Origin of the sequence: Hymenobacter amundsenii (genome assembly GCF_002204745.1) — a bacterium.
In the GTDB taxonomy this organism is placed as follows: Bacteria; Bacteroidota; Bacteroidia; order Cytophagales; family Hymenobacteraceae; genus Hymenobacter; species Hymenobacter amundsenii.
On the sequence record NZ_NIRR01000047.1, the window covers coordinates 1 to 23943 of the forward strand.

At 58.4% G+C, this 23943-nt stretch carries 21 protein-coding genes; 18 read left to right on the forward strand and 3 right to left on the reverse strand.

Features of this window, described 5'->3' with window-relative positions:
* Positions 1 to 1881 precede the first annotated feature (1881 nt).
* From CDA63_RS17925 to CDA63_RS17970, 10 genes are all read left to right on the forward strand, one after another.
* The gene (locus CDA63_RS17925; protein ID WP_088465837.1) at positions 1882 to 2922 is read left to right on the forward strand and encodes a replication initiation protein; all 1041 of its coding nucleotides are present in this window, start codon (positions 1882 to 1884) and stop codon (positions 2920 to 2922) included.
* Between the two features lie 443 nt (positions 2923 to 3365).
* Positions 3366 to 3590 carry a helix-turn-helix transcriptional regulator gene (locus CDA63_RS17930; RefSeq protein WP_088465838.1) on the forward strand — a complete coding sequence of 75 codons (225 nt, stop codon included), beginning with the start codon at positions 3366 to 3368 and terminating at the stop codon, positions 3588 to 3590.
* Entirely contained in the window at positions 3587 to 3919 is a 333-nt protein-coding gene (locus tag CDA63_RS17935; RefSeq protein WP_088465839.1) for a HipA N-terminal domain-containing protein, read from the forward strand. The genes CDA63_RS17930 and CDA63_RS17935 overlap by 4 nt, the downstream gene beginning before the upstream one ends.
* 26 nt (positions 3920 to 3945) lie before the next feature.
* Complete coding sequence (locus tag CDA63_RS17940; RefSeq protein ID WP_317044071.1) at positions 3946 to 4872, forward strand: HipA domain-containing protein; 927 nt, start codon at positions 3946 to 3948, stop codon at positions 4870 to 4872.
* A gap of 479 nt (positions 4873 to 5351) precedes the next feature.
* Positions 5352 to 5819, forward strand: coding sequence for a LexA family protein (locus CDA63_RS17945; protein WP_088465841.1), 468 nt, complete (start codon positions 5352 to 5354; stop codon positions 5817 to 5819).
* Positions 5820 to 5927: 108 nt separating this feature from the next.
* Entirely contained in the window at positions 5928 to 7259 is a 1332-nt protein-coding gene (locus CDA63_RS17950; RefSeq protein WP_088465842.1) for a Y-family DNA polymerase, read from the forward strand.
* A gap of 200 nt (positions 7260 to 7459) precedes the next feature.
* Positions 7460 to 8134, forward strand: a complete 675-nt coding sequence (locus CDA63_RS17955; RefSeq protein WP_165768376.1) for a response regulator transcription factor — start codon at positions 7460 to 7462, stop codon at positions 8132 to 8134.
* Between the two features lie 641 nt (positions 8135 to 8775).
* Positions 8776 to 8913 carry a DUF4113 domain-containing protein gene (locus tag CDA63_RS21920; RefSeq protein ID WP_088465856.1) on the forward strand — a complete coding sequence of 46 codons (138 nt, stop codon included), beginning with the start codon at positions 8776 to 8778 and terminating at the stop codon, positions 8911 to 8913.
* Between the two features lie 155 nt (positions 8914 to 9068).
* Positions 9069 to 10571, forward strand: a complete 1503-nt coding sequence (locus CDA63_RS17965) for an RCC1 domain-containing protein (RefSeq protein WP_088465844.1) — start codon at positions 9069 to 9071, stop codon at positions 10569 to 10571.
* A 293-nt stretch (positions 10572 to 10864) separates the two neighbouring features.
* Positions 10865 to 12307: a 3' terminal RNA ribose 2'-O-methyltransferase Hen1 gene (locus CDA63_RS17970; protein WP_088465845.1), complete on the forward strand. Its 1443-nt coding sequence runs from the start codon at positions 10865 to 10867 to the stop codon at positions 12305 to 12307.
* Positions 12308 to 12316: 9 nt separating this feature from the next.
* Here the strand turns inward: CDA63_RS17970 and CDA63_RS17975 are convergent, their stop codons facing one another.
* Complete coding sequence (locus CDA63_RS17975) at positions 12317 to 12682, reverse strand: hypothetical protein (RefSeq protein WP_126546930.1); 366 nt, start codon at positions 12680 to 12682, stop codon at positions 12317 to 12319.
* Positions 12683 to 12749: 67 nt separating this feature from the next.
* Between CDA63_RS17975 and CDA63_RS17980 the strand changes: the two genes are divergently transcribed.
* The 7 genes from CDA63_RS17980 to CDA63_RS18010 all read left to right on the forward strand — a co-directional run bounded on the left by CDA63_RS17980 (position 12750) and on the right by CDA63_RS18010 (position 20851).
* Positions 12750 to 15368 carry a polynucleotide kinase-phosphatase gene (locus tag CDA63_RS17980; RefSeq protein WP_088465847.1) on the forward strand — a complete coding sequence of 873 codons (2619 nt, stop codon included), beginning with the start codon at positions 12750 to 12752 and terminating at the stop codon, positions 15366 to 15368.
* Between the two features lie 37 nt (positions 15369 to 15405).
* Positions 15406 to 16176, forward strand: a complete 771-nt coding sequence (locus tag CDA63_RS17985; RefSeq protein WP_088465848.1) for a nucleotidyltransferase domain-containing protein — start codon at positions 15406 to 15408, stop codon at positions 16174 to 16176.
* Between the two features lie 102 nt (positions 16177 to 16278).
* Positions 16279 to 17358, forward strand: coding sequence for a nucleotidyltransferase domain-containing protein (locus CDA63_RS17990; protein WP_088465849.1), 1080 nt, complete (start codon positions 16279 to 16281; stop codon positions 17356 to 17358).
* Positions 17359 to 17719: 361 nt separating this feature from the next.
* Positions 17720 to 18412, forward strand: a complete 693-nt coding sequence (locus CDA63_RS17995; RefSeq protein WP_088465850.1) for a recombinase family protein — start codon at positions 17720 to 17722, stop codon at positions 18410 to 18412.
* 852 nt (positions 18413 to 19264) lie between these two features.
* Positions 19265 to 20056 (forward strand): ParA family protein, encoded by a 792-nt coding sequence (locus CDA63_RS18000; RefSeq protein ID WP_088465851.1) that lies wholly within the window; start codon positions 19265 to 19267, stop codon positions 20054 to 20056.
* A complete protein-coding gene (locus CDA63_RS18005) occupies positions 20053 to 20325 on the forward strand; it encodes a hypothetical protein (protein WP_088465852.1) in 273 nt (90 codons plus the stop codon). The genes CDA63_RS18000 and CDA63_RS18005 overlap by 4 nt, the downstream gene beginning before the upstream one ends.
* A gap of 259 nt (positions 20326 to 20584) precedes the next feature.
* Positions 20585 to 20851, forward strand: coding sequence for a DUF1294 domain-containing protein (locus CDA63_RS18010; RefSeq protein WP_088465853.1), 267 nt, complete (start codon positions 20585 to 20587; stop codon positions 20849 to 20851).
* Between the two features lie 211 nt (positions 20852 to 21062).
* On the opposite strand, the gene CDA63_RS18015 is transcribed toward CDA63_RS18010, so the two are convergent.
* Together CDA63_RS18015 and CDA63_RS20965 are read right to left on the reverse strand one after the other, a co-directional pair.
* Entirely contained in the window at positions 21063 to 21788 is a 726-nt protein-coding gene (locus tag CDA63_RS18015; protein ID WP_088465854.1) for a DUF6088 family protein, read from the reverse strand.
* A 219-nt stretch (positions 21789 to 22007) separates the two neighbouring features.
* Positions 22008 to 22148, reverse strand: coding sequence for a hypothetical protein (locus tag CDA63_RS20965; protein ID WP_165768377.1), 141 nt, complete (start codon positions 22146 to 22148; stop codon positions 22008 to 22010).
* A 451-nt stretch (positions 22149 to 22599) separates the two neighbouring features.
* Here CDA63_RS20965 and CDA63_RS18020 point away from each other — a divergent pair, with 451 nt between their 5' ends.
* The gene (locus CDA63_RS18020) at positions 22600 to 23568 is read left to right on the forward strand and encodes a tyrosine-type recombinase/integrase (protein WP_088465855.1); all 969 of its coding nucleotides are present in this window, start codon (positions 22600 to 22602) and stop codon (positions 23566 to 23568) included.
* Positions 23569 to 23943: the final 375 nt, after the last annotated feature.

Consider the following 23943-nt stretch of genomic DNA (forward strand, 5'->3'; position numbering starts at 1 on the left):
GTATTTACGCCGTTTGTCGGGCGACGTCCCGCTTGATTTTGTTGCCATAACAGAAGAAATATACGTCCTTCTTCTGTCCGTCTTGCCTAGACCACCTCACTTTCGGCTTCATCCTTTTTTTCGATGGCCCTCAAAGTTTGCCTTGTCCGTTTATCAGCGCCTCACCAAAATCCGCTTCTACTGTTTTTGCCATTCGTCCCAAAATATGTCCAGCTGCTCTTTGCCTCCATCGCTCACTCTATACCCGTCACCGCTCTTTTCCTGTGGAGTGGTTTCGTTTTTTTTACGCTGGCCCTTCTTCCCGTCGCTCCTGTTTTGGCTGGTATAATTTCTCTCCATTGCGGTTGCTTTTCCTCTCGCTACTCCTGGCTACTCCCACACAATTCCGCCACTTCTCTACTTGGTCTGCTTCCTTACGACTGGCTCTTTTTCGTTTGCCTGCTTTTTCGAACTACCCTGAGTATTTGACGCTGGCCCTGTTTTCACATCGCCCGATTTTCAGCCATCTTCTCAAAATTCGCAGCCGATAATTTTACTGCTTCCAAGCTGGTTGTCTCTCCACTCTCTACAAAATTGCGTCAGCCCGCCTTTCCTCGACCTCCACCGACTGCACTTGTTCCTCGGTTGTGCGCTCCTTGGCCAGCTCCTTCTCATTCGTTCTGTCCTCCTTCCACCAAACCTCAATTCCCTCGCCAATCACTCCCCCAACCTTCCGTCTGATTCCATTTCAAGATCGTCCACCCTTTCCACAGTTTCTCATTTTTCGACTGCCCCCTCCAACTCTTCCAGGTCCAACATTTGCGCTATCTGGTTCTTCACTCTCTCCCTGCTCCAGCACTTCCGACCGTAACCAGCCGCCACCAACTTCTATCCCGGCCACCTAAAACCAACCCGCCCGCCTCCTCGCTCCTCCCCTAACTCCAGCCTTCCCTAATTTTCGAGTCGTTCCGTTTTTTACGCTGGCCATTTTTTTCCTCTTCTCCACTTTTCACCCGAGCCGCCTTTTTCCCTTCGCTCCAATTTTAAGTCGATGCCCAATTTTGAGGCGGCCCATCTTTCAATGGTCCCCAAAATTTGCCTTACAATTTTGAGGACTATCAAAAAGTGTGGCGTAGCCAAGGTAGCCCCCTGCCGCTCGCAGGTGAATGGTCCTTTCGGTAGTGATTATGAGAAACTCGCTTGATAGCAACCCAATACGCCTGCCCCCCCCCTTTTTGATTCTCCCTTGTTACCCTTAACTATCCACCGGCATTTTCTTCCATAGTTAGATGACCCTATTCAGTAAAACGGCCTATCTGATATTTCAATCTGCTGCCGTTAAGATACTCTGACAGAGAATTTTACTCTGAACTATGGAAGGAAATGCCGGTGCCACACACTCTGAACTATGGAAGGAAATGCCGGTACGCAGAATTAACACATGTACATACACGATTCGGCCATTGATACTTGCTTCGTGTTTAGAGGCCCTGCTGAACGATTAGAACCACTTACTACCGTTGTACCTATCGTGATCCGAAAGTCTCGGAGAGCAGGGATTTTGGCCATTCCTAGCCCTCTTAAGGCATTTACCCACTGTAGATGCTTTTAAAAGAAGAAATAAACTAAAAATCCGAAACCCTTCTTCGGTTTCTTCTTTCTTTTCTTTCTCTTCTATTCTTAGGAGTCCACAACTATTTGATAAACAAATATATATGAGGCTAACTATGGAAGGCAATGCCGGTAACTATGGAAGGCAATGCCGTTTAACTATGGAAGGCAATGCCGGTAACTATGGAAGGCAATGCCGGTAACTATGGAAGAGAATGCCGTTGAATCATGGAAGGGTTTGAAAGTTATTCCATGATTCATATCTTCGAGCTTTAACTAGCTCATTTGCTTATGAATCCGACTAAGACGGAGAACACTATTGTGTTTCAGCACAACCATCTTATCCGCACTCAGATGAAGATGGGCCAGACCGAAGCTCGTGTCTTTGTCGAAGCTTTAAGGTGCATCCATCAATCCAATGATGAACTTCCCCCCATCCGGATTCATATCGATGCTATCCTCCATGGTGAACGTGGTGGTTCTGCGTATGCTAATCTAAAGCAGGCTTGTCGTGACTTGTTCGACAAGGAGCTAAACTTGGAGCCGGTCGAAGGAAGTAATAAGAAGGGCTCATTTATCCTCACTCGTATCGTATCCGATATATCTCTGGATACTGGTACTGGTTATGTTACTGGAAACTTCGCTCCGCTTATTAAACCCTATCTTCTACAGTTAACCAAGGCTGGTAATTTCACTAGCGCCGACATTGAAACTCTGCTGACTTTAAAGACGCCGAACGCCCAGCGGTTTTACTGGTTACTGAAGAGTTACCAATATGGGAAGCATGAGTACGCGCCAACGTTGGAATCGTTGAAGTATATCTTGTTCAATGATGAGTTCATTTATCCGGTTTTTGCCGATTTCAAGCGCTACGTCTTGGAGCCAATAATGAAGGAATTCACCTCCAAAGAAGTTGGGTTTATGGTAGCGTGGAATCCGATCAAGACAGGTCGAAAGGTTACCGGTATCCATTTCGAAATCCCCAGAGCTGATATCCTTGTTCCTCGCCAGCTCTCCCTTGGCCTGAATCCGGAAATCAAACCGCCCATCGACATGGTAGTATCCGCGAGCAAGGATTCACCATCTATGGATAAGGCTGCTACAATTCTGAACTCGTTGCGAAAGAAGTGGTCCTTTGCTTCATGGCAGCTTATGATAATGAAAGATGCCATCGGTGCTGATGACGTAAAGTATACTAAGCTCCGGGATACAATGTCTGCCGTAAATGCTGATTGGGATAAATTAGATAACCCACCAGCCGTTCTTTGGGCCAGACTGAAGAAAGAGTTCACTCAAGTCAAGAAGGCTTGTGATGCATATGAGAAAGCCTAAATAGTGCTATCGTTAAACAGATAGCTTAAGGTGCTTTCTCCAATTAACTTATAGTACCAAGGTTTGCGCATTATCATATAAGACCGAATCTTAAAAGTAAAAAATGGTTTATTTCCGCTTCAAAAACGCACTTTTTTATACTACTATAGACTGCTTACATCTTCCGCATCTTGTACTTCAGCCGCAGCTTCTGATACCGGTTTCTGGAAGGCTGCGGTTACTATTTTCCAGCTTGTCAAGCTTTGCACATACGGTCTAGCTACTCAGTTGAGCGGCGAGGAGACGTCGGAACAGGTAGCTACTTAGTTGAGAATTACCGAACTGGTTTTTACTCATATTATATACCCGTTCAGGTACTATTAGCGGATAAATAGCCATATTTGCACCCGATCGGGGATAAAATCCGATATTCTGCTCATTAATATACCCGATAGGGTACGGATATGCTATCTCCCCTTGCTATGTTTGTCAAGCAGCGGCGTAAGCTGTTGCACTTGTCCCAGCCCGAGATGGCGGCTAAAGCCGGTGTCGGGCTGCGCTTCGTGCGTGAATTAGAGCAGGGCAAACCCACGCTCCGGCTGGATAAAGTCAACCAGGTACTCCGCCTTTTCGGCCACGAAATGGTCCCTGCTCCCCTCGACCGCACCCTGCTGGTGCAACAGCTATGAGAAAGGCCGCCGTGTATGTCCGCGAGCACCTGGCCGGTCACCTCACCCAGGACGAGCAGGGTTACCACTTTGCCTACTTGCCCGCCTACCTGCTCAGCCCGCAGGCGGAGCCCGTGAGCCTGACGCTGCCCTTACGCCCGGTGCCGTATGTGGAGCGGGTGCTGTTCCCCTTTTTTGACGGGCTGATTCCCGAGGGCTGGCTGCTGGAAGTAGCTGAGCGCAACTGGAAACTGCAGACCCGCGACCGGATGGGGCTGCTGCTGGCCTGCTGCCGCGACTGCATTGGCTCGGTCAGTATTCAGCCACTCGAAACGGGCGACGAGCGATGAGCCGCTGCCTGTACTGCTACCAGCCCTTGCCTGCTGGCGATGAGCGGGCTTATCATCCCGGCTGTAGCCGCAAGCTATTCGGCCGGGCGGTTGCGCCCGCATTTCCCTACAGTGAAGCCGAGCTGCTCTCCCTGGCCGAAGAGGTGGTGCGCCAGCACATCACGGTGACCGGCGTACAACCCAAACTCTCGCTAAGTCTGGCCCCCGCCGCTACCGCCACCGGCCAGCCCAGCCGCTTTACCATCGTCGGGGCGCTGGGAGGCGAGTACATTCTCAAGCCGCCGACCACCCACTACCCCCACTTACCGGAAGTGGAAGACCTGACGATGCACCTAGCCCGACTCGCCGGCCTGGCGACGGTTCCTCACGGACTGTTGCGCCTGCAAGGCGACGCGCTGGCCTACGTGACGCGCCGCATTGACCGGCAGAAAGGGCATAAGCTAGCCATGGAAGACATGTGCCAGCTCACCGAGCGGCTGACCGAAAACAAGTACGATGGCTCCCACGAACAGGTCGCCAAAGCCTTGCTGAAATACTCGGCCAATCCCGGCCTGGACGTGGTTAACTTCTACGAGCTGGTGCTTTTCTGTTTCCTGACCGGCAATGCCGATATGCACCTGAAGAACTTCTCGCTCTTGCACACGCCCGGCCTGGGCTACGGCCTGGCCCCGGCCTATGATCTGGTGGCCACCGTGCTGGTCAACCCGGCGGATACCGAGGAGCTGGCCCTGACGCTCAATGGCAAAAAGAAGCGGTTGCGGCAGGTAGACTTTCGGCAGGCCACGCAACGCGCGGGGATCGACGAGAAAGTGGTGACGCGCATGTTCACGCGCTTTGCAGAGGCCAAGTCAGCTTGGCACACGTTTATCACTGGCAGCTTTGTGCCCGAACAGCTCCAGGAGCAATTTCATACCCTGCTCGACCAACGCTTCGCACAATGGCAACTGCTTTAAAGTTCGAGCGGCTGGTCGAGCAGATGACATGTCTCGTCCTAAGAAATCTTGACAGCTTTTTCTGCCTAAAACGGTCGTTTGCTGAGACGCCCCGCCCGCCACGAATCCGGGTGGACCCCAACTCAACCAGCCAGCGCTCCCTACCGTTGTTTTCCGTTCCTACTGTCGTGCTGCGACCCCTGATACAGGTTTCCGGAGGGCTGTAGCTCGCATTTGCCAGCTTGCTAATCATGGTAATGTAGCACTTCGCCTAGTGAAGTCAGTTTGGGGCACTTAGCCAATAGCCAGTAGATATTTTACCATTAATTTTAGCTCGTAGCTCAGGGGGCTAACAAGGCATAAAGTGATTTTTAATAGCGTTCTGCTGTATCTTAATGCCTTATCTGAGATACGCTGTAAAGTAGATAGGCAGGGACTCAATAAACAATTTACTAAATAAATTAGTAGTATTGTGCAGCTGGCTCAGCCGGTTTCACGCTATGACTACCATCGAATTAATCGACGTGGGTACGCCCATTACCACGCTCTGGCTGCCGGTATACGCCTCGCTGGTTCCCTGCGGCTTCCCCTCCCCGGCATCCGATGAGCTGGAGGAGCTTTTCGACCTTAACCGCCTGCTCTTCCGCCATCCGGAGGCTACTTACCTGATCCGCGTGTCGGGCGAGAGCATGCAGGGCGCTGAAATCCACGCCGGCGACCTGTTAGCCGTCGACAAGCACATCGAAGCCGACCACAACCACATCGTTGTGGCCGTTATCGAGGGCGAATGCACCGTCAAGCGCCTGGTACGCCGGGGTTCCAACTGGTGGCTACAGGCCGAAAACCCTGCCTACCCCGATTACCCCATCACGGAACCCGAAAACCTGCGCATCTGGGGCGTCGTCACCCACGTCGTCCACGAGCTCATTCCCGGCAAGCTCACGGCCCTGCTCCGCAGCCGCGACTGAGCGTTTGACTTGGTAGCGGAGAGCCATTAGCTGCTAGCGCCAGTTCAAGCCACCCACACCAGAACGAAAGCTAACAGCCAGCAGCTGTCAGCTCCTAGCTCACTACCCATGTACGGTCTCGTCGACGGTAATAACTTCTACGTTTCCTGCGAGCGGGTCTTCCAGCCCCGCCTCGAAGGCCGTCCCGTCGTGGTACTGTCCAACAACGATGGCAACGTTGTAAGCCGCTCCGCTGAAGCCAAGCAACTTGGTATTCCCATGGGTGCTCCCTTCTTCGAGGTACGCGACCTGCTGCGTCGCCACCAGGGCCACGTGCTCAGCTCCAACTACCCGCTCTACGGGGACATGTCCCGGCGCGTCATGGCCCGCCTCGCCGACCACGTGCCGGGCGTCGAAGTCTACAGCATCGACGAAGCCTTCCTCGACCTGCACGGCCTGACCACCTTCTGCGGCACGCTCGACGCCCGCGCCCACCGCATCCGGCAGGATGTGCTGGCCTGCACCGGCATTCCCACCTGCGTGGGCCTGGGCCCCATTAAAACGCTGGCCAAGGTCGCCAACCGCCTGGCCAAAAAGTACCCCGAACTGCAGGGCATCCTGCGGCTCGATACCGAAGCCCGCCGCGAACGGGCCCTGCGCGCACTGCCCGCCGCCGACGTCTGGGGCATCGGCCGCCAGTACGCCGCCAAACTCCAGGCCCAGGGCCTCACCACGGCCTGGCAACTGGCCGGCATTTCCGAGGCCTGGGCCCGCCAGCACCTCGGGGGCGTCGTGGGCTGGCGGCTCGTCCAGGAGCTGCGCGGCCAGCCCTGCCAGGGCCTCCACCCGTCCGAAGACGGCACCCTCGCCCGCCAAAGCATCAGCTGCTCCCGCTCCTTCGGTCAGCGCCTGACCGCCTTCGACGACCTCTGGGGCGCCGTCAGCACCTACCTGAGCCGGGCCGCCGAAAAGCTGCGCGCCCAGCACGACCAGGCCCACATCCTGACGGTCTTTATCAGCCAGGACCGCTACGACACCCGCCTGCCGCCGCCTTACACCCGCTCGGCCACACTCACCCTGCCCGCCGGCCCCACCGCCGATACGCTCCAGCTGCTCACCTACGCCCGCCACCTGCTGGCCAAGCTCCACGAGCCCGGCCGCCGCTACGTCAAAGCCGGCGTCGTGCTCGACGGCCTGGAGCCTCCCGGCCGCGGCCAGCAGCTCAGCCTGTTTGCCCCTGCCGCCAGCGCCGTACCCACCCTTGCCCACAATGCCCGCGCCCAGCAGCTCATGGTCAGCCTCGACGCGCTCAACCGCCAGTTCGGCCGCGGCACCGTGCGACCCGCCGCCAGCGTGCCCCCGCCGGCTGCCGCTGGCCAGCCCGCCCCCTGGCTCGGCCGCGCCGAGCACCGCAGCCCCGCCTACACCACCCGCCTCGAAGACCTGCTGGTGGTGGGCTAGGCCTGACGACGGTTCAGCGGGCTGCTCGGGCTAATTGGGTTCATAGGTGATGGATAGGCCTGAGGGGTAGCCTTCTAAGACACAGGCTTCAGCTGACTGTGGCATAGCATAATTGCCATATTGTTTTGGCGTGGCGAATGATATATTGCAACAACTATTCTTGGTTGTTCTCTTCTCACTTCCCACCCACTGCAGCGCGTATGTCGAACGATGAAGAGGCCCTCATTGCGCAGAAAATAGCCGAAATAGCCGCCACTGCCGACCAGTATCCGGCCGTTGTAATCATTCACCATGTGCCCACGCAAACGGTGCGCTATCTGTCGGAGTGGGGCCTGCAACTACTGGGGGCCACGTTGGAGGAGCTTACTGCGCTGGGGCCTAGATTCTCGCCTACGTATTTCAATGCGGTCGAATCGGATGAATACATGGCCCGGGTATTTGGGCTGATGTATGAAACCGAAGTGCCCGAGGTACATACGTTTTACCAGGAAGTGCGCACAACTGAGCGCCCCGGCTGGAGCTACTATCTGACCTCTATGCGCCGCCTGCTGGCAGACGGCCAGGGCAATCCGCTCTTGGTCATGGGGCTGGCCATTCCGCTGCACCCCGACAACCACTTCGCCACCAAGGTACAGCGCCTGCTGGAGGAGAATCAGTTCCTGCGCCAGCACTCCGCCTTGTTTGCCACCCTCTCCAAGCGTGAGCGGTGCATCCTGCGGCTGCTGGCATTGGGTAAGAGCGCGCCTGAAATAGCGGAGGAGCTCTGCATTTCCGAGCATACGGCCTCTACCCACCGCCGCAACCTGCGTCACAAGCTGAGTGCGAGCTCAACATTTGAGCTGGGCTTGTATGCGCGGGCCTTCGACCTTATTTAAGCCGGATTGCCCGCCCTTATCCCGCGTCATTTTGAGAGAGTCTGTAAGGAAGGTATGATGCCCCGCCTGCGCCTGTGGTAAGCGCTTGGATGCCCGTGTCGCCGGGCACCTCGGAGCACATATGGGTGCCGGCGGGACTGTCAAAATTGAACCGGCAGGGGGGCATCCGCTTCACTTGGTTGCGGGGCAGCAGAAGGTGAGTTTTACCGGGGGAGAGCTGTGTCATCACGCAAGGGGTGGAGGTGAAATGGGCAAAGCTGTGGTTGCCTGAGCAGCATATTAGCACTAGCAGCCCGAGCCGAAGCCGGTGCTGCCCTACCAGGCGAAGAGCAAGCCGCCTACCACAGGTCAATCGGCTGTGCCTGCCTCGTATAGCCAAGATACCACGCCGTGCTAGCCCTTTACAATACCTTGAAGTGGGTATATTTCTCCCCGCAGCTTGCAAATCGACCAGTGAGTTTGGTCTGTTTTACCTGGCATAACGAGCCTGCTAGCGGGGCAAGCCCACCCCCTGCAGCAGAAGTGCAGTGGCTCGTCAGATACCGTGCTCAGGGCCTCCCGCAATGCGCTGCCACCGGTATCGTCACTTGACGTTTGGCGCCGGAAGAGTCGTGACTGGCTACCAATAACCCACATCGTAGCTGGAACCCTCAAAACCTTCAGTTCGGCCGCCCCACCGGCCCCTCCCGGCCGGCCAGCCCGCCCCCTGGCTCGGTCGCGCCGAGCACCGCACCCCCGCCTACACCACCCGGCTGGAAGAGTTGCTAATTGTTAGCTAAACGGGATAAACAAGCAGGCTATTTCCCACCTCTTGCCTCTGGAGGGTCTGCATGTAAGCGGTCTACCCATTTGAGCGCATTTCGCAGATTGAAAAAATGATACGATGCGGATTGGATAATTTCTATTTTTGACGACCTAATCCACTCCTGCCGCTATGCGTCCGTTTATTCCGCTGATGATCCGCCTACTGGGCCGCCTTGCCTTGGTTATGCCCATCAGCATGCTAACGAGCAGCGCCTTTGCGCAGCAGACCTCGCCTTATATTCAGGTCAGTGCCGGCGGGTTTAAGTCGATGGCCCTGCGGGCCGATGGCACCTTATGGGCCTGGGGCTCCAACTGGGATGGGGAGCTAGGCATCGGCGACCCAACATCGACCCGTATTGCGACTCCCCGGCAAGTCGCGCTACCCAACGGATTGCCCCCAGGCAGCACCTGGACTCAGGTAGCATGCGGTGGCTCGCACGCGTTGGCCATTACCTCTAACGGCAGCCTGTGGGCCTGGGGCAACAACGGCTACGGCCAGTTAGGGTCAGACATCGGTCGGAGTTCCTCTTCGCGCCCGATACCGGTGGTAGCACCAGCCGGCGCCCGCTGGCTGCAATGCGCGGCCGGGAGCCTGTCCTCGCTGGGTATTCAGACCGATGGCACGCTCTGGCAGTGGGGCAGGTACCCGGCCAGCATAAGCGGTACCTGGTACGATACGCCCCAGCAGGTGGTAGCTCCCGGCGATGGCCCTGGTACCCGCTGGACCCAGGTAAGTATCGGGCACTACCACATGCTGGCGCTCCGCTCCGACGGGACCCTATGGGGCTGGGGGGTAAACCAGGACGGAGAAGTCGGCGATGGAACGCAGACGCGCCGCCACAGTCCCGTTGCGGTGCCCGTGCCGGCTGACGCTCCCGCGGGAGCATACTGGGTTCAGGCAACGGCAGGCCGGCTATTTTCGCTGGGGCTGCTTTCCACCGGTACGCTTTATGGTTGGGGCTGGAATGTGGACGGCTTGCTGGCTCAGCATACGTCGACGCTGCAGCCAGTGCCGCTGCCGTTGCCGGCCAATGCCGCCCCCGGCACTGGCTGGCGGCAGGTGCATGCCGGCGTGGCGCACGCTACCGCTATCCTGACCGACGGTTCGTTGTGGACCTGGGGTGAAAATGTGTACGGCCAGCTGGTAAATAACACGCAGACCGTACCCCTCGCCCCCACACGTGAGGCCACTAACGGTGTCTGGGCGCAGGTATCCGGCGGTCATGTGCATACGCTGGCTATTGGGGCCGACGGCAGTGTGTACGCCGGCGGAGCGGAGCGCGCACCAGGGCCTGACCCGACCAATTATTATAACCTGGGCCAACTGGGCAACGGTTCGTACAATGGGTCCCTGGTGCTGCGTCGAACGTTAGCCGTTACGCTGGGCCGGCACAAAGCCTACCAGGCTGCCTATCAGGTCTACCCCAACCCCGCTGGCCAATGGCTGACCGTCGAGGGGCTGCCAGTTCGCGCCACGCTCAAACTCACAACCACCCTCGGCCAACCGGTGCTAACGCAGTCCGCCAGCCGCCTGACCCGCCTCAACCTTGGCAATGTAGCCGCAGGCAGTTATCTGCTCACCATAGAAACTGACAACGCGCCCCCACAAACCCTGCGTGTCGTCGTCGAATAAGCCTTGCTTAAGACGACGAGCTCTCATTAACTTCTGCCAAGGCGTTGCCTTCCTGCTCCTTCCGCTTGAAAGGTTGTTTTGCGTGGCTTTTCCCAGTGCACTCGCTTAAGGAACCAACTACCCGTGCGCCCCACCGCCAGTATGGATTCGTCATCGGCCGCCCCGGGCAGTTCGCTACACCCTGGCTCGGAAAAGGGCTCCGAACGATTATCGTAGCCGTCATTATTTCAGACCGGTGCAACAATCAACCAGCCAGCCTACATTTGGCTTTCCGCCGCCGTTTATTCTACCCGATGCTGCTAACCATCACCACTACGTATTCGCCCGCCACCGACCTGGGCTATTTGCTTCATAAGAACCCGGCCCGTCTGCAAAGCCTGGAAATAGCCGGTGGGCAGGCCCACATCTTTTACCCCGAAGCCACGGCCGAGCGTTGCACCGCCGCGCTGCTACTCGACCTCGACCCCGTGGGCCTGGTCCGCGGCCGGGCCGGCTCCTCCGGCGACGGATTCGCGCTCGAACAGTACGTCAACGACCGGCCCTACGTGGCCTCGTCCTTCCTGAGCGCCGCGCTGAGCAAAGCCTTCGGCACGGCCATGAACGGCACCTGCAAAGACCGCCCGAACCTACCCGAGCAGGCCCTGCCCCTGGAGGTAAAGGTGGCTGTGGTGTCGGCCCCCGGGCCCGACTGGCCCCGCCGCCTCTTCGAGCCCCTGGGGTATGATGTGCAGCTCGAAACCACCCCGCTCGACCCCACCAGGCCCGAGTGGGGCGACAGCCGCTACTACACCCTGCAGCTGCGCCACGCGGGCCTGCGCCTGCAGGACGTGCTGACCCACCTCTACGTATTGCTGCCGGTGCTCGACAACGACAAGCACTACTACGTCGGCGAAAACGAAGCCGAAAAGCTGCTGCGCAAGGGCGCCGACTGGCTGCCCCAGCACCCCGAGCGCGACTTCATCACCCGCCGCTACCTGCGCTATCTGGCCGCCTACGTCAACCCCACGCTCAAGCGGCTGCTGGAAGACGAAGAAGGAGCAGAGCCCACCCTGGAAGCGGAGCCGGTCGATGCCAGCGCCATAACCGCGCCCGTAACAGCCGAGACGGTGGCTGCCGACAGCCCGGAGCCCAAACTCTCCCTGCACGACCAGCGGCTGCAGCAAGTGGCTGACGAAATCTACCAGCTCGGCCCCAAGCGCGTGCTCGACCTGGGCTGCGGGGAGGGTAAGCTTTTGCGCCTACTGCTGCGCCAGCCCAAAATCGAGTTCATCCTAGGCATGGACGTATCCCACCAGGCCCTGAGCCGGGCGGCCCAGCGCCTGCACCTCGACGAGATGCCCCCGCGCCAGCGCGCCCGCCTCGACCTCATCCAGGGCTCATTGCTCTACCGCGACGAGCGCCTGGCTGGCTTCGATGCGGCGGCGCTGGTGGAAGTGATTGAGCACCTCGACGAAAACCGCCTGGCGGCATTGGAGGGCGTCGTGTTCGGGCAGGCCCGGCCGGCGCACGTATTCGTCACCAGCCCCAACGCCGACTACAACCAGCTTTTCGAGAAGCTCAACGCCGGCGAGTTCCGCCACACCGACCACCGCTTCGAGTGGACCCGCGCCGAGTTTGCCGCCTGGGCCGCCGGCGTGGCCGAGCGCCACGGCTACCAGCTCCGCCTGGAAAGCATGGGCGAGGAAGTGGCAGGCGTGGGCGCCCCGTCGCAGATGGCGGTGTTTGACGTGGCCTAGGCTATTTATCTACTCTTTATTAAACCCTTCTTTAATGTAGTCTTTATCACGTTGACCTACTGCCTGGTTTCTAAGCTCTGAAATTATGGAATAAGCTTCCTCCACATTTTTAACTCCCAGCTCATTCACTGCCCGACCCCATTTGTACAAGGCAATATGGCCAAGGGTGGAATACACACCAGGCTTTATTTGGGCACCGTCATACTCGTGGCCTTTGATGGGGGTGAAGAAATCCAGTTTGCCACCCGGTTGGGAGCCTTTTATAATGAAGGCTCTTAGGTCGTCTGAATTCGTCGGCCTAACCGCTGATGGAGACGGGGCAGATGAATTTGATGGATTAACACCACGTGCGCAACCATTGGTCAGGCTTCCCACGACGAGCAGCTGCGCGAAAGCACTGAAATACCTTTTTATCATTTGAGCGAACTATCACAGTTTACCAATGCCCCAAGATACCATCAAGCTCCCCGAACTCTCCCTTATCATCCTCATTGGCAGCACGGGTGCCGGCAAGTCCACGTTTGCGCGGCGCCTGTTCAAGCCTACCGAAATCGTCTCGTCGGATGCCTGCCGGGGGCTGGTGGCCGATGACGAGAACGACCAGTCGGCCAGCCAGGATGCCTTTGAGCTGCTGCACTACCTGGTGGCCAAGCGTCTCAAGCGCGGGCTGCTTACCGTCGTCGATGCCACCAACGTGCAGGCCGAGGGGCGCAAGCCGCTCATCGCGCTGGCCCGCCAGTACCACGTGCTGCCCGTCGCCATCGTGCTCGACGTACCCGATTCCGTCGCCCACCAGCGCAATGCCTTACGGCCGGATCGTAAGCACATGGGCCCCCACGTCGTGGCCCGCCACCGCCAGGACCTGCGTAAAAGCCTGCGCAACCTCAAGCAGGAAGGCTTCCGCCACATCCACCACCTGCGCGGGGTGGAAGAAGTCGACGCGGTGCAAAGCATCGTGCGCGACCGGCTCTACAACAACCGCCAGGACGAAACCGGCCCTTTCGATATCATCGGCGACGTGCACGGCTGCTACGACGAGCTGCTGACGCTGCTCGGCCATCTCGGCTACCAGGTAGAGGCCGAGCCGATGGCAGACGTCCGCGACCTGGGCGTGCGGGTAACTGCCCCGGCCGGCCGGCGGGCCGTGTTCCTAGGCGATTTGGTGGACCGCGGCCCCGCCTCGCCGCAGGTGCTGCGCCTAGTGATGAGCATGGTACGGGACGGTTCGGCGCTGTGCGTGCCCGGCAACCACGACATCAAGCTGCTGCGCCACCTCAACGGCAAGAAAGTAACCGCCAACCACGGCCTGGCCGAAACGCTGGCCCAGCTCGAGAGCGAGCCCGCGGCCTTCGGGGGGCAGGTGCGCCAGTTCCTCGACGGGCTGGTGAGCCACTACGTGCTCGACGGCGGCAAGCTGGTCGTGGCCCACGCGGGCCTCACCGAAGACATGCAGGGCCGCGGCTCGGGGGCCGTGCGGGCGTTTGCGCTGTTTGGCGAAAGCACCGGTGAGATTGACGATTTCGGGCTGCCCGTGCGCTACGAGTGGGCCCGCGAATACCGAGGCCGGGCCCTGGTGGTCTATGGCCACACGCCGGTGCCCGACCCCGAATGGCTCAACAACACCATTGATATTGACACGGGCTGCGTGTTCGGCGGCCGCCTGACGGCCCTGCGCTACCCCGAGCGGGAGTTGGTAACCGTGCCCGCCGCCCAGGTGTACTGCGAGCCGGCGCGCCCCCTAAACTACCGCGCGGCCGCCTTGCAGCCCGAGGTACTTGCCGGCGAAGGCGACCTGAGCGGGCAACAGCAACACGACGACCTGCTCGACATTCGCGACGTGACGGGCAAGCAGTTCATCGAAACCCGACTGATGCGCGGGGTCACCATTCGGGAGGAAAACGCCGTGGCCGCCCTGGAGGTGATGTCGCGCTTCGCCCTGCACCCCAAGTGGCTGCTCTACCTGCCGCCCACCATGTCGCCCACCGAAACGTCTGATCTACCCGACCTTCTGGAGCACCCTGCCGAGGCCCTGGCCTACTACAAGCAGCTGGGTGTGGAGCGCGTAGTGTGCGAGGAGAAGCACATGGGCAGCCGGGTAGTGGTAGTAATCGGTAAAGATGAGGAAGCCATCCGGCGCCGGCTAGGGCTGGTGGGCGAGGGCATCGGCAAATGCTACACCCGCACCGGCCGCAATTTCTTCACCGACCCCGAGTTGGAAATGGCCTTCCTGGCCCGACTGCGCGATGCGCTGACCACCGCCGGCTTCTGGGACAAGTTCAACACCGACTGGGTGTGCCTCGATGCCGAGCTGCTGCCCTGGTCGGCCAAGGCCCAGGAGCTAATCAAGAACCAGTACGCGGCCGTAGCGGCCGCCGCCAACGCGGCCCTGCCCCAGGTAGAGGCCGTGCTGACGCAGGCCGCCACCCGCGAGCTGGACGGAGTCGAGGCGCTGCTGGCCCGCACCATGGCCCGCCGCGCGGCGGCCACCGACTATGCCGAGGCCTACCGCCGCTACTGCTGGCCCGTTAATGGGCTCGACGACCTGCGCCTGGCCCCGTTCCATCTGCTGGCCACCGAGGGCCAGACCTACTTCGACCGCGACCATGCTTGGCACATGGAAACGCTGCGCACGCTCGCCCTCGCCGACCCGGGTTTATTGCGCGCCACGCCCTACCGGGTAGTGCCGCTAAACGACCCGGCCGAAGTGGAAGCCGCCATCCAGTGGTGGACCGAGCTGACTGCGGCCGGCGGCGAAGGCATGGTGGTGAAGCCCTACGACTTCGTGGCCAGTAACCGCAAGGGCCTGCTGCAGCCGGCACTCAAGTGCCGGGGCCGCGAGTACCTGTGCATCATCTACGGCCCCGACTACCTGCTGCCCGGCAACATCGAACGGCTCAAGCAGCGCAACGTGAAAGCCAAGCGCAACCTGGCCCTGCGCGAGTTTGCCCTGGGAGTAGAAGGGCTGGAGCGGTTCGTGGCCGGAGAGCCGCTGCGCCGGGTGCATCAGTGCGTGTTTGGCGTGCTGGCCCTGGAGAGCGAGGCCGTCGACCCGCGCTTGTAAAACGTATCTGCCTGTATTCTTAAGCTCATAGTTAGTTATGCTTGCCCGCATCCAAACTGCCCTCCGCCAGCTTGAAGCCACCCACAACATTCGCATCCTCTACGCCTGCGAGTCGGGCAGCCGGGCCTGGGGCTTTCCCTCGCCCGATTCAGACTACGACGTGCGCTTCATCTACTGCCACCCGGCCGCCTGGTACCTCACGCTGGACGAGGGCCCCGACACGCTCAACTTCCCGGTAGACGACGAGCTGGACCTGGCCGGCTGGGAGCTGCGCAAGGCCCTGCGGCTATTGCGCGGCTCCAATGCCGCCCTGTTCGAGTGGTTGCAGTCGCCAGTAGTCTACCACGAGGCCCTGGATTTTCGGGCCCAACTGGCGCCGCTGCTCCCGGCCACGTTCAACCTCAAGGCCGGCCTGCACCATTACCTGGGCCAGTTGCGGCGGGGCGTGGAGCAGGACCTGACGGGCGAGGACGTGCGCCTGAAGCGGCTGTTCTACGCTTTGCGCTCGGCACTGGCGGCGCGCTGGATTCGGGAGCGGCAGACGGTACCGCCCATGGAGTTCGCGCCGCTGCGGGCGCTGTTGCCCCCGGCCCTGGAGGCCGAAGTGGACGAGCTGCTGCGGCGCAAGGCCGGGGCAAACGAAAAAACGGTAACAGCGCGGTCGGAAGCACTGACGGCGTTTTTGCGGGCCGAGTTGGTGGCGGGCCAGGCGGCGCGGGAGTCGCTGCCGGTAATTCGGGCGGGCAGCGCGGCCGGCGAGCTGGATACTTTGTTTGGGCAGCTGTTGTCCGCCGCTTTCCCGGCGTAAAAGGAGGCTGGTGTCGCTGACCTGGGTACCGGCTGCCGCCCGGCGGGGCCGCCGTGGGCGCTGGGGGTGCGGGTAACAGACTAAACCGCGCTACATTCGCTTATGACTATTGCCGACCTGCGCGAGCAGCACCTGATTCTCTTCGAAGCCGTGAGCGGCAGCCGGGCCTACGGCACGAATCTACCCCATTCGGATACCGACCTGAAAGGCGTGTTTATCCTGCCGGAAGACCGGTTCTTTGGCCTGAACTACGTGCCGCAGGTGGCCAACGAAACCAACGACGAGGTGTTCTACGAGCTGCGTCGCTTCGTGGAGCTACTGCTCAAAAACAACCCCACGGTGCTGGAGCTGCTGGGCACCCCGGCCGACTGCATCGTGTATCAGCACCCGTTATTTGCCCGGTTTCAGGCGCGCGACTTCCTCTCCAAACTCTGCCGCCAAAGCTTTGCCGAATATGCCGTCGCACAAATCCGCAAGGCCAAGGGCCTGAACAAGAAAATCAACCACCCCGAGCCGCCGGCCCGTAAATCGGTGCTGGACTTCTGCTACGTCACCGTGGGCGCCGGGGCCCAGCCCATTGCGGCCTGGCTGTCCCGCCAGGGTTACGAGGCCGCGCAATGTGGCCTGGCTAAAGTGCCCCACCTGACGAACCTGTACGCCTTGTTCATAGACGCGACGCCCGAACGCCAGCACGGCTACCGCGGGCTGGTGCGCGACCCGGAGGTTTCCCAGGATATACTGCTTTCGGCTGTACCCAAAGGAGAAGTGCCCGTTGCCTACCTGTCCTTCAACCGCAACGGCTACAGCACCTACTGCCGCGTTTTCCGCGAGTACCACGACTGGGTAGCCAAGCGCAACGCCGAGCGCCACCAGAACACGGTGCAGCACGGCAAAAACTACGACGCCAAAAACATGCTGCACGTATTCCGGCTGCTGCAGATGGCGGGCGAAATTGCTGAAACCGGTCAACTCCACGTGCGCCGCCCCAACCGGGAGTTTCTGCTGCAAATCCGCCGCGGCGAGTTCGAGTACGATGAACTGGTGGCCAATGCCGAACAGCTGGTAGCCCAAGTAAAAGCGAGCTTTGCCACCTCGACACTGCCCGAAGCCCCCAACAAAGAAGCGGTCGAGCAGCTGCTCATCCGGCTACGAAAGGCGTTCTATGAACAACAAGCTACGTGAGCTAACCATATGGCTGGTCACCTTGCCCCTTTCCCCTTTCCCCAAATACAGCCATTGAGGGCTTCACACTTTACCCCGTCAACGAGCGCTGGAATCTGCTGCCTGTCCATATTTACATATCGCGCGTGAATGGAGTCAACAATGCTCCCCTGTAAATCTACATGGTGCTCACCCACTAGTTATGGGCCACAGTATAAAAAGGAAGGCTTCTAACGGGGTAATGTCTCTTTCATAAACTCGAAGCGACAGGTTGGCAGATATAAAATTACTTCTTAACAGAAAGTTACATCTTAAAAACGGTCGTTGTTAAGATGTAACTTTGTAGCTTCAAGCTCGCATTTACTGTTTCTCACTATCTGGTATGGACTACGTTCTCTACTTGCGCGCCTCGACGCTCCGACAAGGCCAAAGTGGCCTGGGCCTCGAAGGCCAGCGCCTGATTGCGCATCGGTTCCTGCAACCCGGCGACCGGATTCTCTCCGAGTACATCGAGGTAGAGAGCGGGCGCAAGAACAACAGACCGGAAATGGCTAGGGCTATTGTCGAAACCCGCCAGGCTGGTGCTACGCTACTGGTGGCGGAAATGTCGCGCTTGGCCCGCAGCGTCTACTTCACTTCCAAGCTGATGGAGGAGCGCGTGCGCTTTAAGGCGTGCGACATTCCCAATGCCGACGAGTTCACTATTAACATCTTGGCGGCCGTCGCGCAAAAGGGAGCCAAGGATATTTCCGAGTCAACGAAGCGGGGTTTGCTAGCCAAAAAGGCTCGCGGATTTACTTTGGGCAATCCGGATAACTTCACGGCGGACTCCCGGGCCTTGGGCCGGGCCACAGTACAGCGCAATGCCCAGGAGGCGATACCCAACAAACAGGCCCGGCGCCTCGCCTCCCTGCTCCGCCGGGAGGGCTTGACCCTGCTGGCTATTGCCGACGAGTTGAATGCCCACGGCTATTGCACGCGGCGCGGGAAGAGCTTTCATAAAACCACGGTACTACGCCTGCTCAAACCAGATGTTCCCTCGGTCAGCCTGCCAGTGCCTGACGCAACAGCGTAAGCCGTTGTAAGTAGCCATCACCGCTGTTTGCACCCTCGCACTTGGGTGCCTTGCCCATTCAGCAGCATCCCGCTTCTCATTGCCCATTTTCTGAGGCGCTCCGCCCCTGCCAAAATCTAGCGAGCCGGCTCTAGCGTGAATACCTGTTCTTACTCTTGCGCTTCCCCTACCCTTCGCTGAGTGCTTAACAGCTCATTGGCAGCAACAGAGCGTGCTCATAAAACCAATCCCGGTACTACTGTATGCCGCACTGCACGACAGTAATATGAACACGTTGGTGCAGCAACAATTGGGGTTGAGCAAACTCATTGCCACACATTACCTGAGCGAGTTGAAGAAAATCGGTACCTGTGGGGCCATAACGACGGATATTTGGTTCATGATTGGATCACGCTGAACGAGATTGCAATTGATTGAATAGGCGTTGTAGGGCGTGTTTTGCAGGCAGTTCAATTCGCTCACTATTGGCTCAGTTACCCTTGGTCAAGCCGCTACTGCCAACCTCCTTTCCCGCTGATATGATCACAAGTAATGCTAGCATTACTTTCATCAATTTCATTGCTTGCATCACTTGAAATAGTTATAGCGCTTGCACTACTCGCATTTAAATATACGCTTGTAGCTCTAGCAAACTAACTGATTTAAAGATTTTCTACTGCTTCTTTAGAAGACGTTAGCCATTACATCAGAAACGATAGCGCTGCTGATTAACCAGTTAAAACAGCAGTATCACATATGATATCGTAGATATTTTTAATAGAGGCACTAGCTATAATTGAGAGCATAGTATATCTTGCATCAAAACAATCGCAAGAAGTGCTAGCACGACTAGCACTGAAATTCCTGCTAGCTATGTCTCTTTCAAATACATCATCGCCAAATCCACGGGTCATTGCTGTCGCTAACAATAAGGGAGGTGTTGGAAAAACAGCTTCTGCAGCGGCGATTGCTGGTGAGCTTGCTCGCCAAGGCCACGCTGTACTCGCTTTAGACTTAGACCCGCAGGCGGGCAACCTCACGGCCGTGCTGCATCAGCGTGGCTATCGGGGCCACACACTGCTTTCTGTACTGCTAGGGGAGGCTACGCTGGAAGAAATAATCGTCGAAACCAAGCAGACGGATTTAGACCTGCTGCCTGCTTCAATTCAACTGCTGAGCCAAGAGTCACGGCTCCAACGGATTCCCGGATATCATGGTCTGCTACGCCGGCTGCTACCACAGCTCAGCGGCTACGCTTACGTAGTAATTGACTGCCCGCCTTCGTTGGGGGATCTTACCAGTTTAGCCCTGACAGCGGCTGACGTGTACGTCATACCCTGCCAAGCCGAACAGCTGGCCTTCGACGGACTTCACGACATGGTGCGAGCCGCTGGTGTTGTGCGGGAGAACCTGAATGAAAAACTGACCATGGCCGGCATCTTCTTCACTGCCTACCATCCCAACCAGCGCGGCGCGCTAAACCACGGCACGGTGGAAGCTACGCGCCGTATCTACGGCGATGAGGCACTATTGCCCCATATCCGCAAGGATATGGCGGTACCAATGTCGCAGGCGATGCAGCAAAGCGTTTGTGCATACGAACCCAACAGCCGCGCTGCGCAAGATTACCAGCTCCTTACCCAAGCCATTCTAAACGCTCTATGAAAAAGCCCACGCAAAGTATGGCAGATATGCTGATGCAGTCGGTCGCCGCCCCGTCAGTTACTGTTGCCCCCACGGCTGCTTCACCAATGCCGGAAGCAGGGGAGAAGCTAGTCGCCTTTGGCCAACGTATTACCGCCACTCACAAAGAGCAACTAAGTCGCCTGGCTTTTTGGAGCCGGCGTAACGAGCGGCTTCTACTTGACCGGGCGCTAAGTGAATTCTTTGCGCGTCAAGACCCCGACTTGCTGCGGCCGATCCCTAAGGAGTAGGCAGTGGGGGAGGGGGATAAAGCAGTCGCGGTATGTTGGAAGCCCCCCACGATGGCCACGCTCGTATCAGCTTGGCGCAGGGCAGACACCTAATGCCCCCAATAAACTCCGTCTTTATTATGGTTACTACCTATCAGTCTGAGATAAAGCAAGGACCAACTCGCCCCTTTTGAACTCACCCAACCGGTTCAGCCCAGTGTAGCGACTATTTAGGCCGAAACCCTGGACAGCCTACTCAGGAGGGCCCGCCTCCCGCACCATGAAAATACTCTTGAGTTGCCTGTTGTTCGTCAATGCAGTGTGTTTCTTGCTCTTCGCTTTGGATAAACGGAAAGCTCAACAGAAACAGTGGCGCATTGCCGAAAAAACGCTGCACCTCGCTACGCTGCCTGGCGCAGCGCTTGGCGCGTGGGCGGCTATCTTGTTGCTGCACCATAAAAACCGCAAAGCCGCTTTCTGGGGCATCACTCTAGCGCTGACGCTGCTGCAAGGGGCAGTTCTCTATTTTACGTGGCCCTATTTTTAGGAGCAGTTTTGACCGTATCAAGCGTCTGTATTTGGGGAGTTGGGCCATGCAAAAGATAAACAATGGCACTACCTGAGCTGAAGTACAGGTTTGGTCATTCGATATGTTTTACAAAAAATCCTATTCTGTCTCGCTCAACAAGACTATCTCAAGCCCAGGCCCTGGGAGGTGGCCAATAGTATCTGCCCGAACTCCGGGCTCTGATGCAAGGTCATTTGATGTTCCACGCGGCGCGGTTGGGCAAAGCAGCGGCACTGATGCTTAAGCGGTAGGTAGTTAAGGGATTAAGGGTGGCGCGCAACGTGGCCGCGCCTTTGGAATCGGTTAGCCGCTCCAACAGTGCGCCCAGTACGGCGCGGGCCCGGGGTGGGGACTGGGCCGCGGCCAACTCCGTGAGGCGCCGCCGGCCGGCCGGGGCAAGGCGGGTGATTTCGCGCTGCACCCGGGCCAGTACCTCATCGGGGCTGGTGTCGGGGATGCGGCGCAGGTCCCGCAGCACTTCCAGCCACTGCAGCAGGGGCACGTCACTGGCCCTCTCCGGGGCCGGGCGTACCACGAAGGTGACCCACTTCAAGCGAGTGCGCCGGGGCCTGGGGGCCGTCACTTTCACGGTTGCCGGCACTTGGGTGGTAAGACATAGTTGGTTGTAGAGCGCCACACCGGCAGCGTAGGCTGATACCACCCCGTCTTCGGCGGTGAGTGTGCGCATGATGGCTCCTTCCGATGGCCCAAGCGGGCCAAAGCGGGTCGTCTGGGGCCGGTAATACTGTCCTTTGGCGTAGCGGATTACGATGCCCTCCCGACAAAGGCGGCTCAGTGCCGCAGCCACCGCACCGAACTGAGCGGATTCCGTCACCAGATCGGTATACGTCAGCAGCTCACCTGGCGTAAAGGCCTCGACTTGCCGGCGGACTCGCTGCATGATGGATTGGGGCATTGCAAACAGAACTACTCGGAAGGTAAAGATACAAATTGTGTCAAGTTTTTACGTGTAAAAACTTGACACAATTTAATCCTAGTCAGCTCCTGCCGGGGGGCGATTGCCAGCCTGCACCTCTGTCAAAACCACGGCTATGATGTCCTGCACGGGCCCGGTAATCAAATCCGCGGCCCGCATCAGCTCAGCAACCATGCGGGTGGAAGGGTTTGCCTCACGTTACCTGATGATGCGGTAGCTCATGTCCGGATGTTGCATCAGCTTGCGCTCGGTGAAGCGGTAGCGGCCGTGGCGCAGCAGATCCGTAAAATGCCGGGGCGAAGCGGCAGGCGGGGTAGTGGGGGAGGGGGAGCTGGACATCTAGGGGAAGGAAGTAGAGCGTAGAGCGTCGGGTAGAAGGCAGGGCAGCGATACCCCGCTTTCCCCGGTTCTACCGGTAATGTGAAATGAGGTCACCGGCGGGTGCAAAGCGTTAGCAGTCGCCGCAGGGGTAGGGGGGCGAATTCTGCCGCGCCTCCTCGGCCAACACGCGGTATAAATCCAGATTAGTTACCCTTGCTACTGGTGGCGTACCAAGACAAGTCTGCACTGACCAGCTAGTCCGACTGATTGCATGTTTGTTTTTAACTTATGATAAGCTTTACTTATCGGAGCATCGGAACCTATCTACTCATCCATGGATAAGGTCCGATAAATCTTACCTGCTATACCTTATTAGTAGTTCGTCATAAGGACTGATAAGGTTTACTTATCGTTCCTTATCTTAGAGCAGCGAAACCCCGTAATTTTCGCTTCGCTACTCCTTAATTGTATGGCTACCGAAAACCAGTTGCCCGTCGTGGCATCGTCACCCGCGGCCCAGGTGCCCGCCCACCTGGTCGAATCCACCCAGCGCTACGTCGAGTCCGGCTTGCGCGGGGCGGCCAACACGGTGCGCGCCTACGCCGGGGACTGGAAGCGCTTCTCAGCCTGGTGCGCGCTGCACCAGCTCGCGGCCTTGCCAGCACCAATCGAAGCGCTGGTGGGATTTCTGACGGAGCTGGCCGACGCGGGGAAAAAGTACGCCACCATCGAGCGGCACGCCGCGGCCATCGCCAAGGCCCACGAGTTGGCCGGGCTGGAGTCGCCCACGGCCGATAAAAAGCTCAAGGTGCTGCTCAAGGGCATTGCCCGCGAAATCAAGACCCGCCAAAAGCAAGCACCGGCGTTTTCGCTGGACCGCTTCAAGCGTACCATCAAAAGTATCGACGTCAGCGTGCCGGCCGGGCTGCGCAACCGGGCCCTGCTGCTGCTGGGCTTTACGGGGGCCTTTCGCCGTTCGGAGCTCGAAGCCCTCAATATCGAAGACTTGGCCTTTGACGACGATGGTTTGGTGGTAACGCTGCCGCAAAGTAAAACCAACCAGCTGGGGCAGGCCGAAGAGAAAGCTGTCTTCTACTCGCCAGATTCTGCCTTATGTCCGATCCGGTCACTGCAAGCCTGGCTGCGGATGCTGGGCCGTACTGAGGGACCGGTATTTGTGTCATTACGCAAGAACCACCAAGTAACAAGCCGGCGCATGACGACTAAGTACACCAACCTGATTGTGCAGCAGTACTTGGGGGCGCAGTTTACTGCCCACTCCTTGCGAGCTTCCTTCGTGACGGTGTCTAAGCTCAATGGGGCCGATGACTCCAAAGTCATGAACCAGACAAAGCATAAGACCAGTGCCATGATCCGCCGCTATACTCGGTTGGATAACGTGCGCCAGCACAACTCGGCCAAGGAGCTTGGCTTATAAGCGGCTGACAAGGTTTAATAAAAGAGTCTTACTGAAAGTGCCAGCTAACCTAAATCCGCTTTCACCGATATCTACTTTAGACATCGTAATTGTTACTTACGATGTCTAACCCGACCCGTCACCCTTCCAACACATAAGGTCCGATAACCTTCTCTTCTACCCAATCAAGTTGCAGCTGAGTTTCGAAACCGCCATGGGCCTGGTAGCGTTGCAATTGTACCGCCTGCACCTGGGCCAGCGTAAGGCCGCGCGCGGTAAGGATTGAATCGAACACCTCTAGAGCCTGTTATGCACTGGTGCGCCGAAACGCGGTTTATCAAAAGCACCTCAACGCATTGGAAGCCCTTTACGACACGCAGAGACACTTTTAGTACT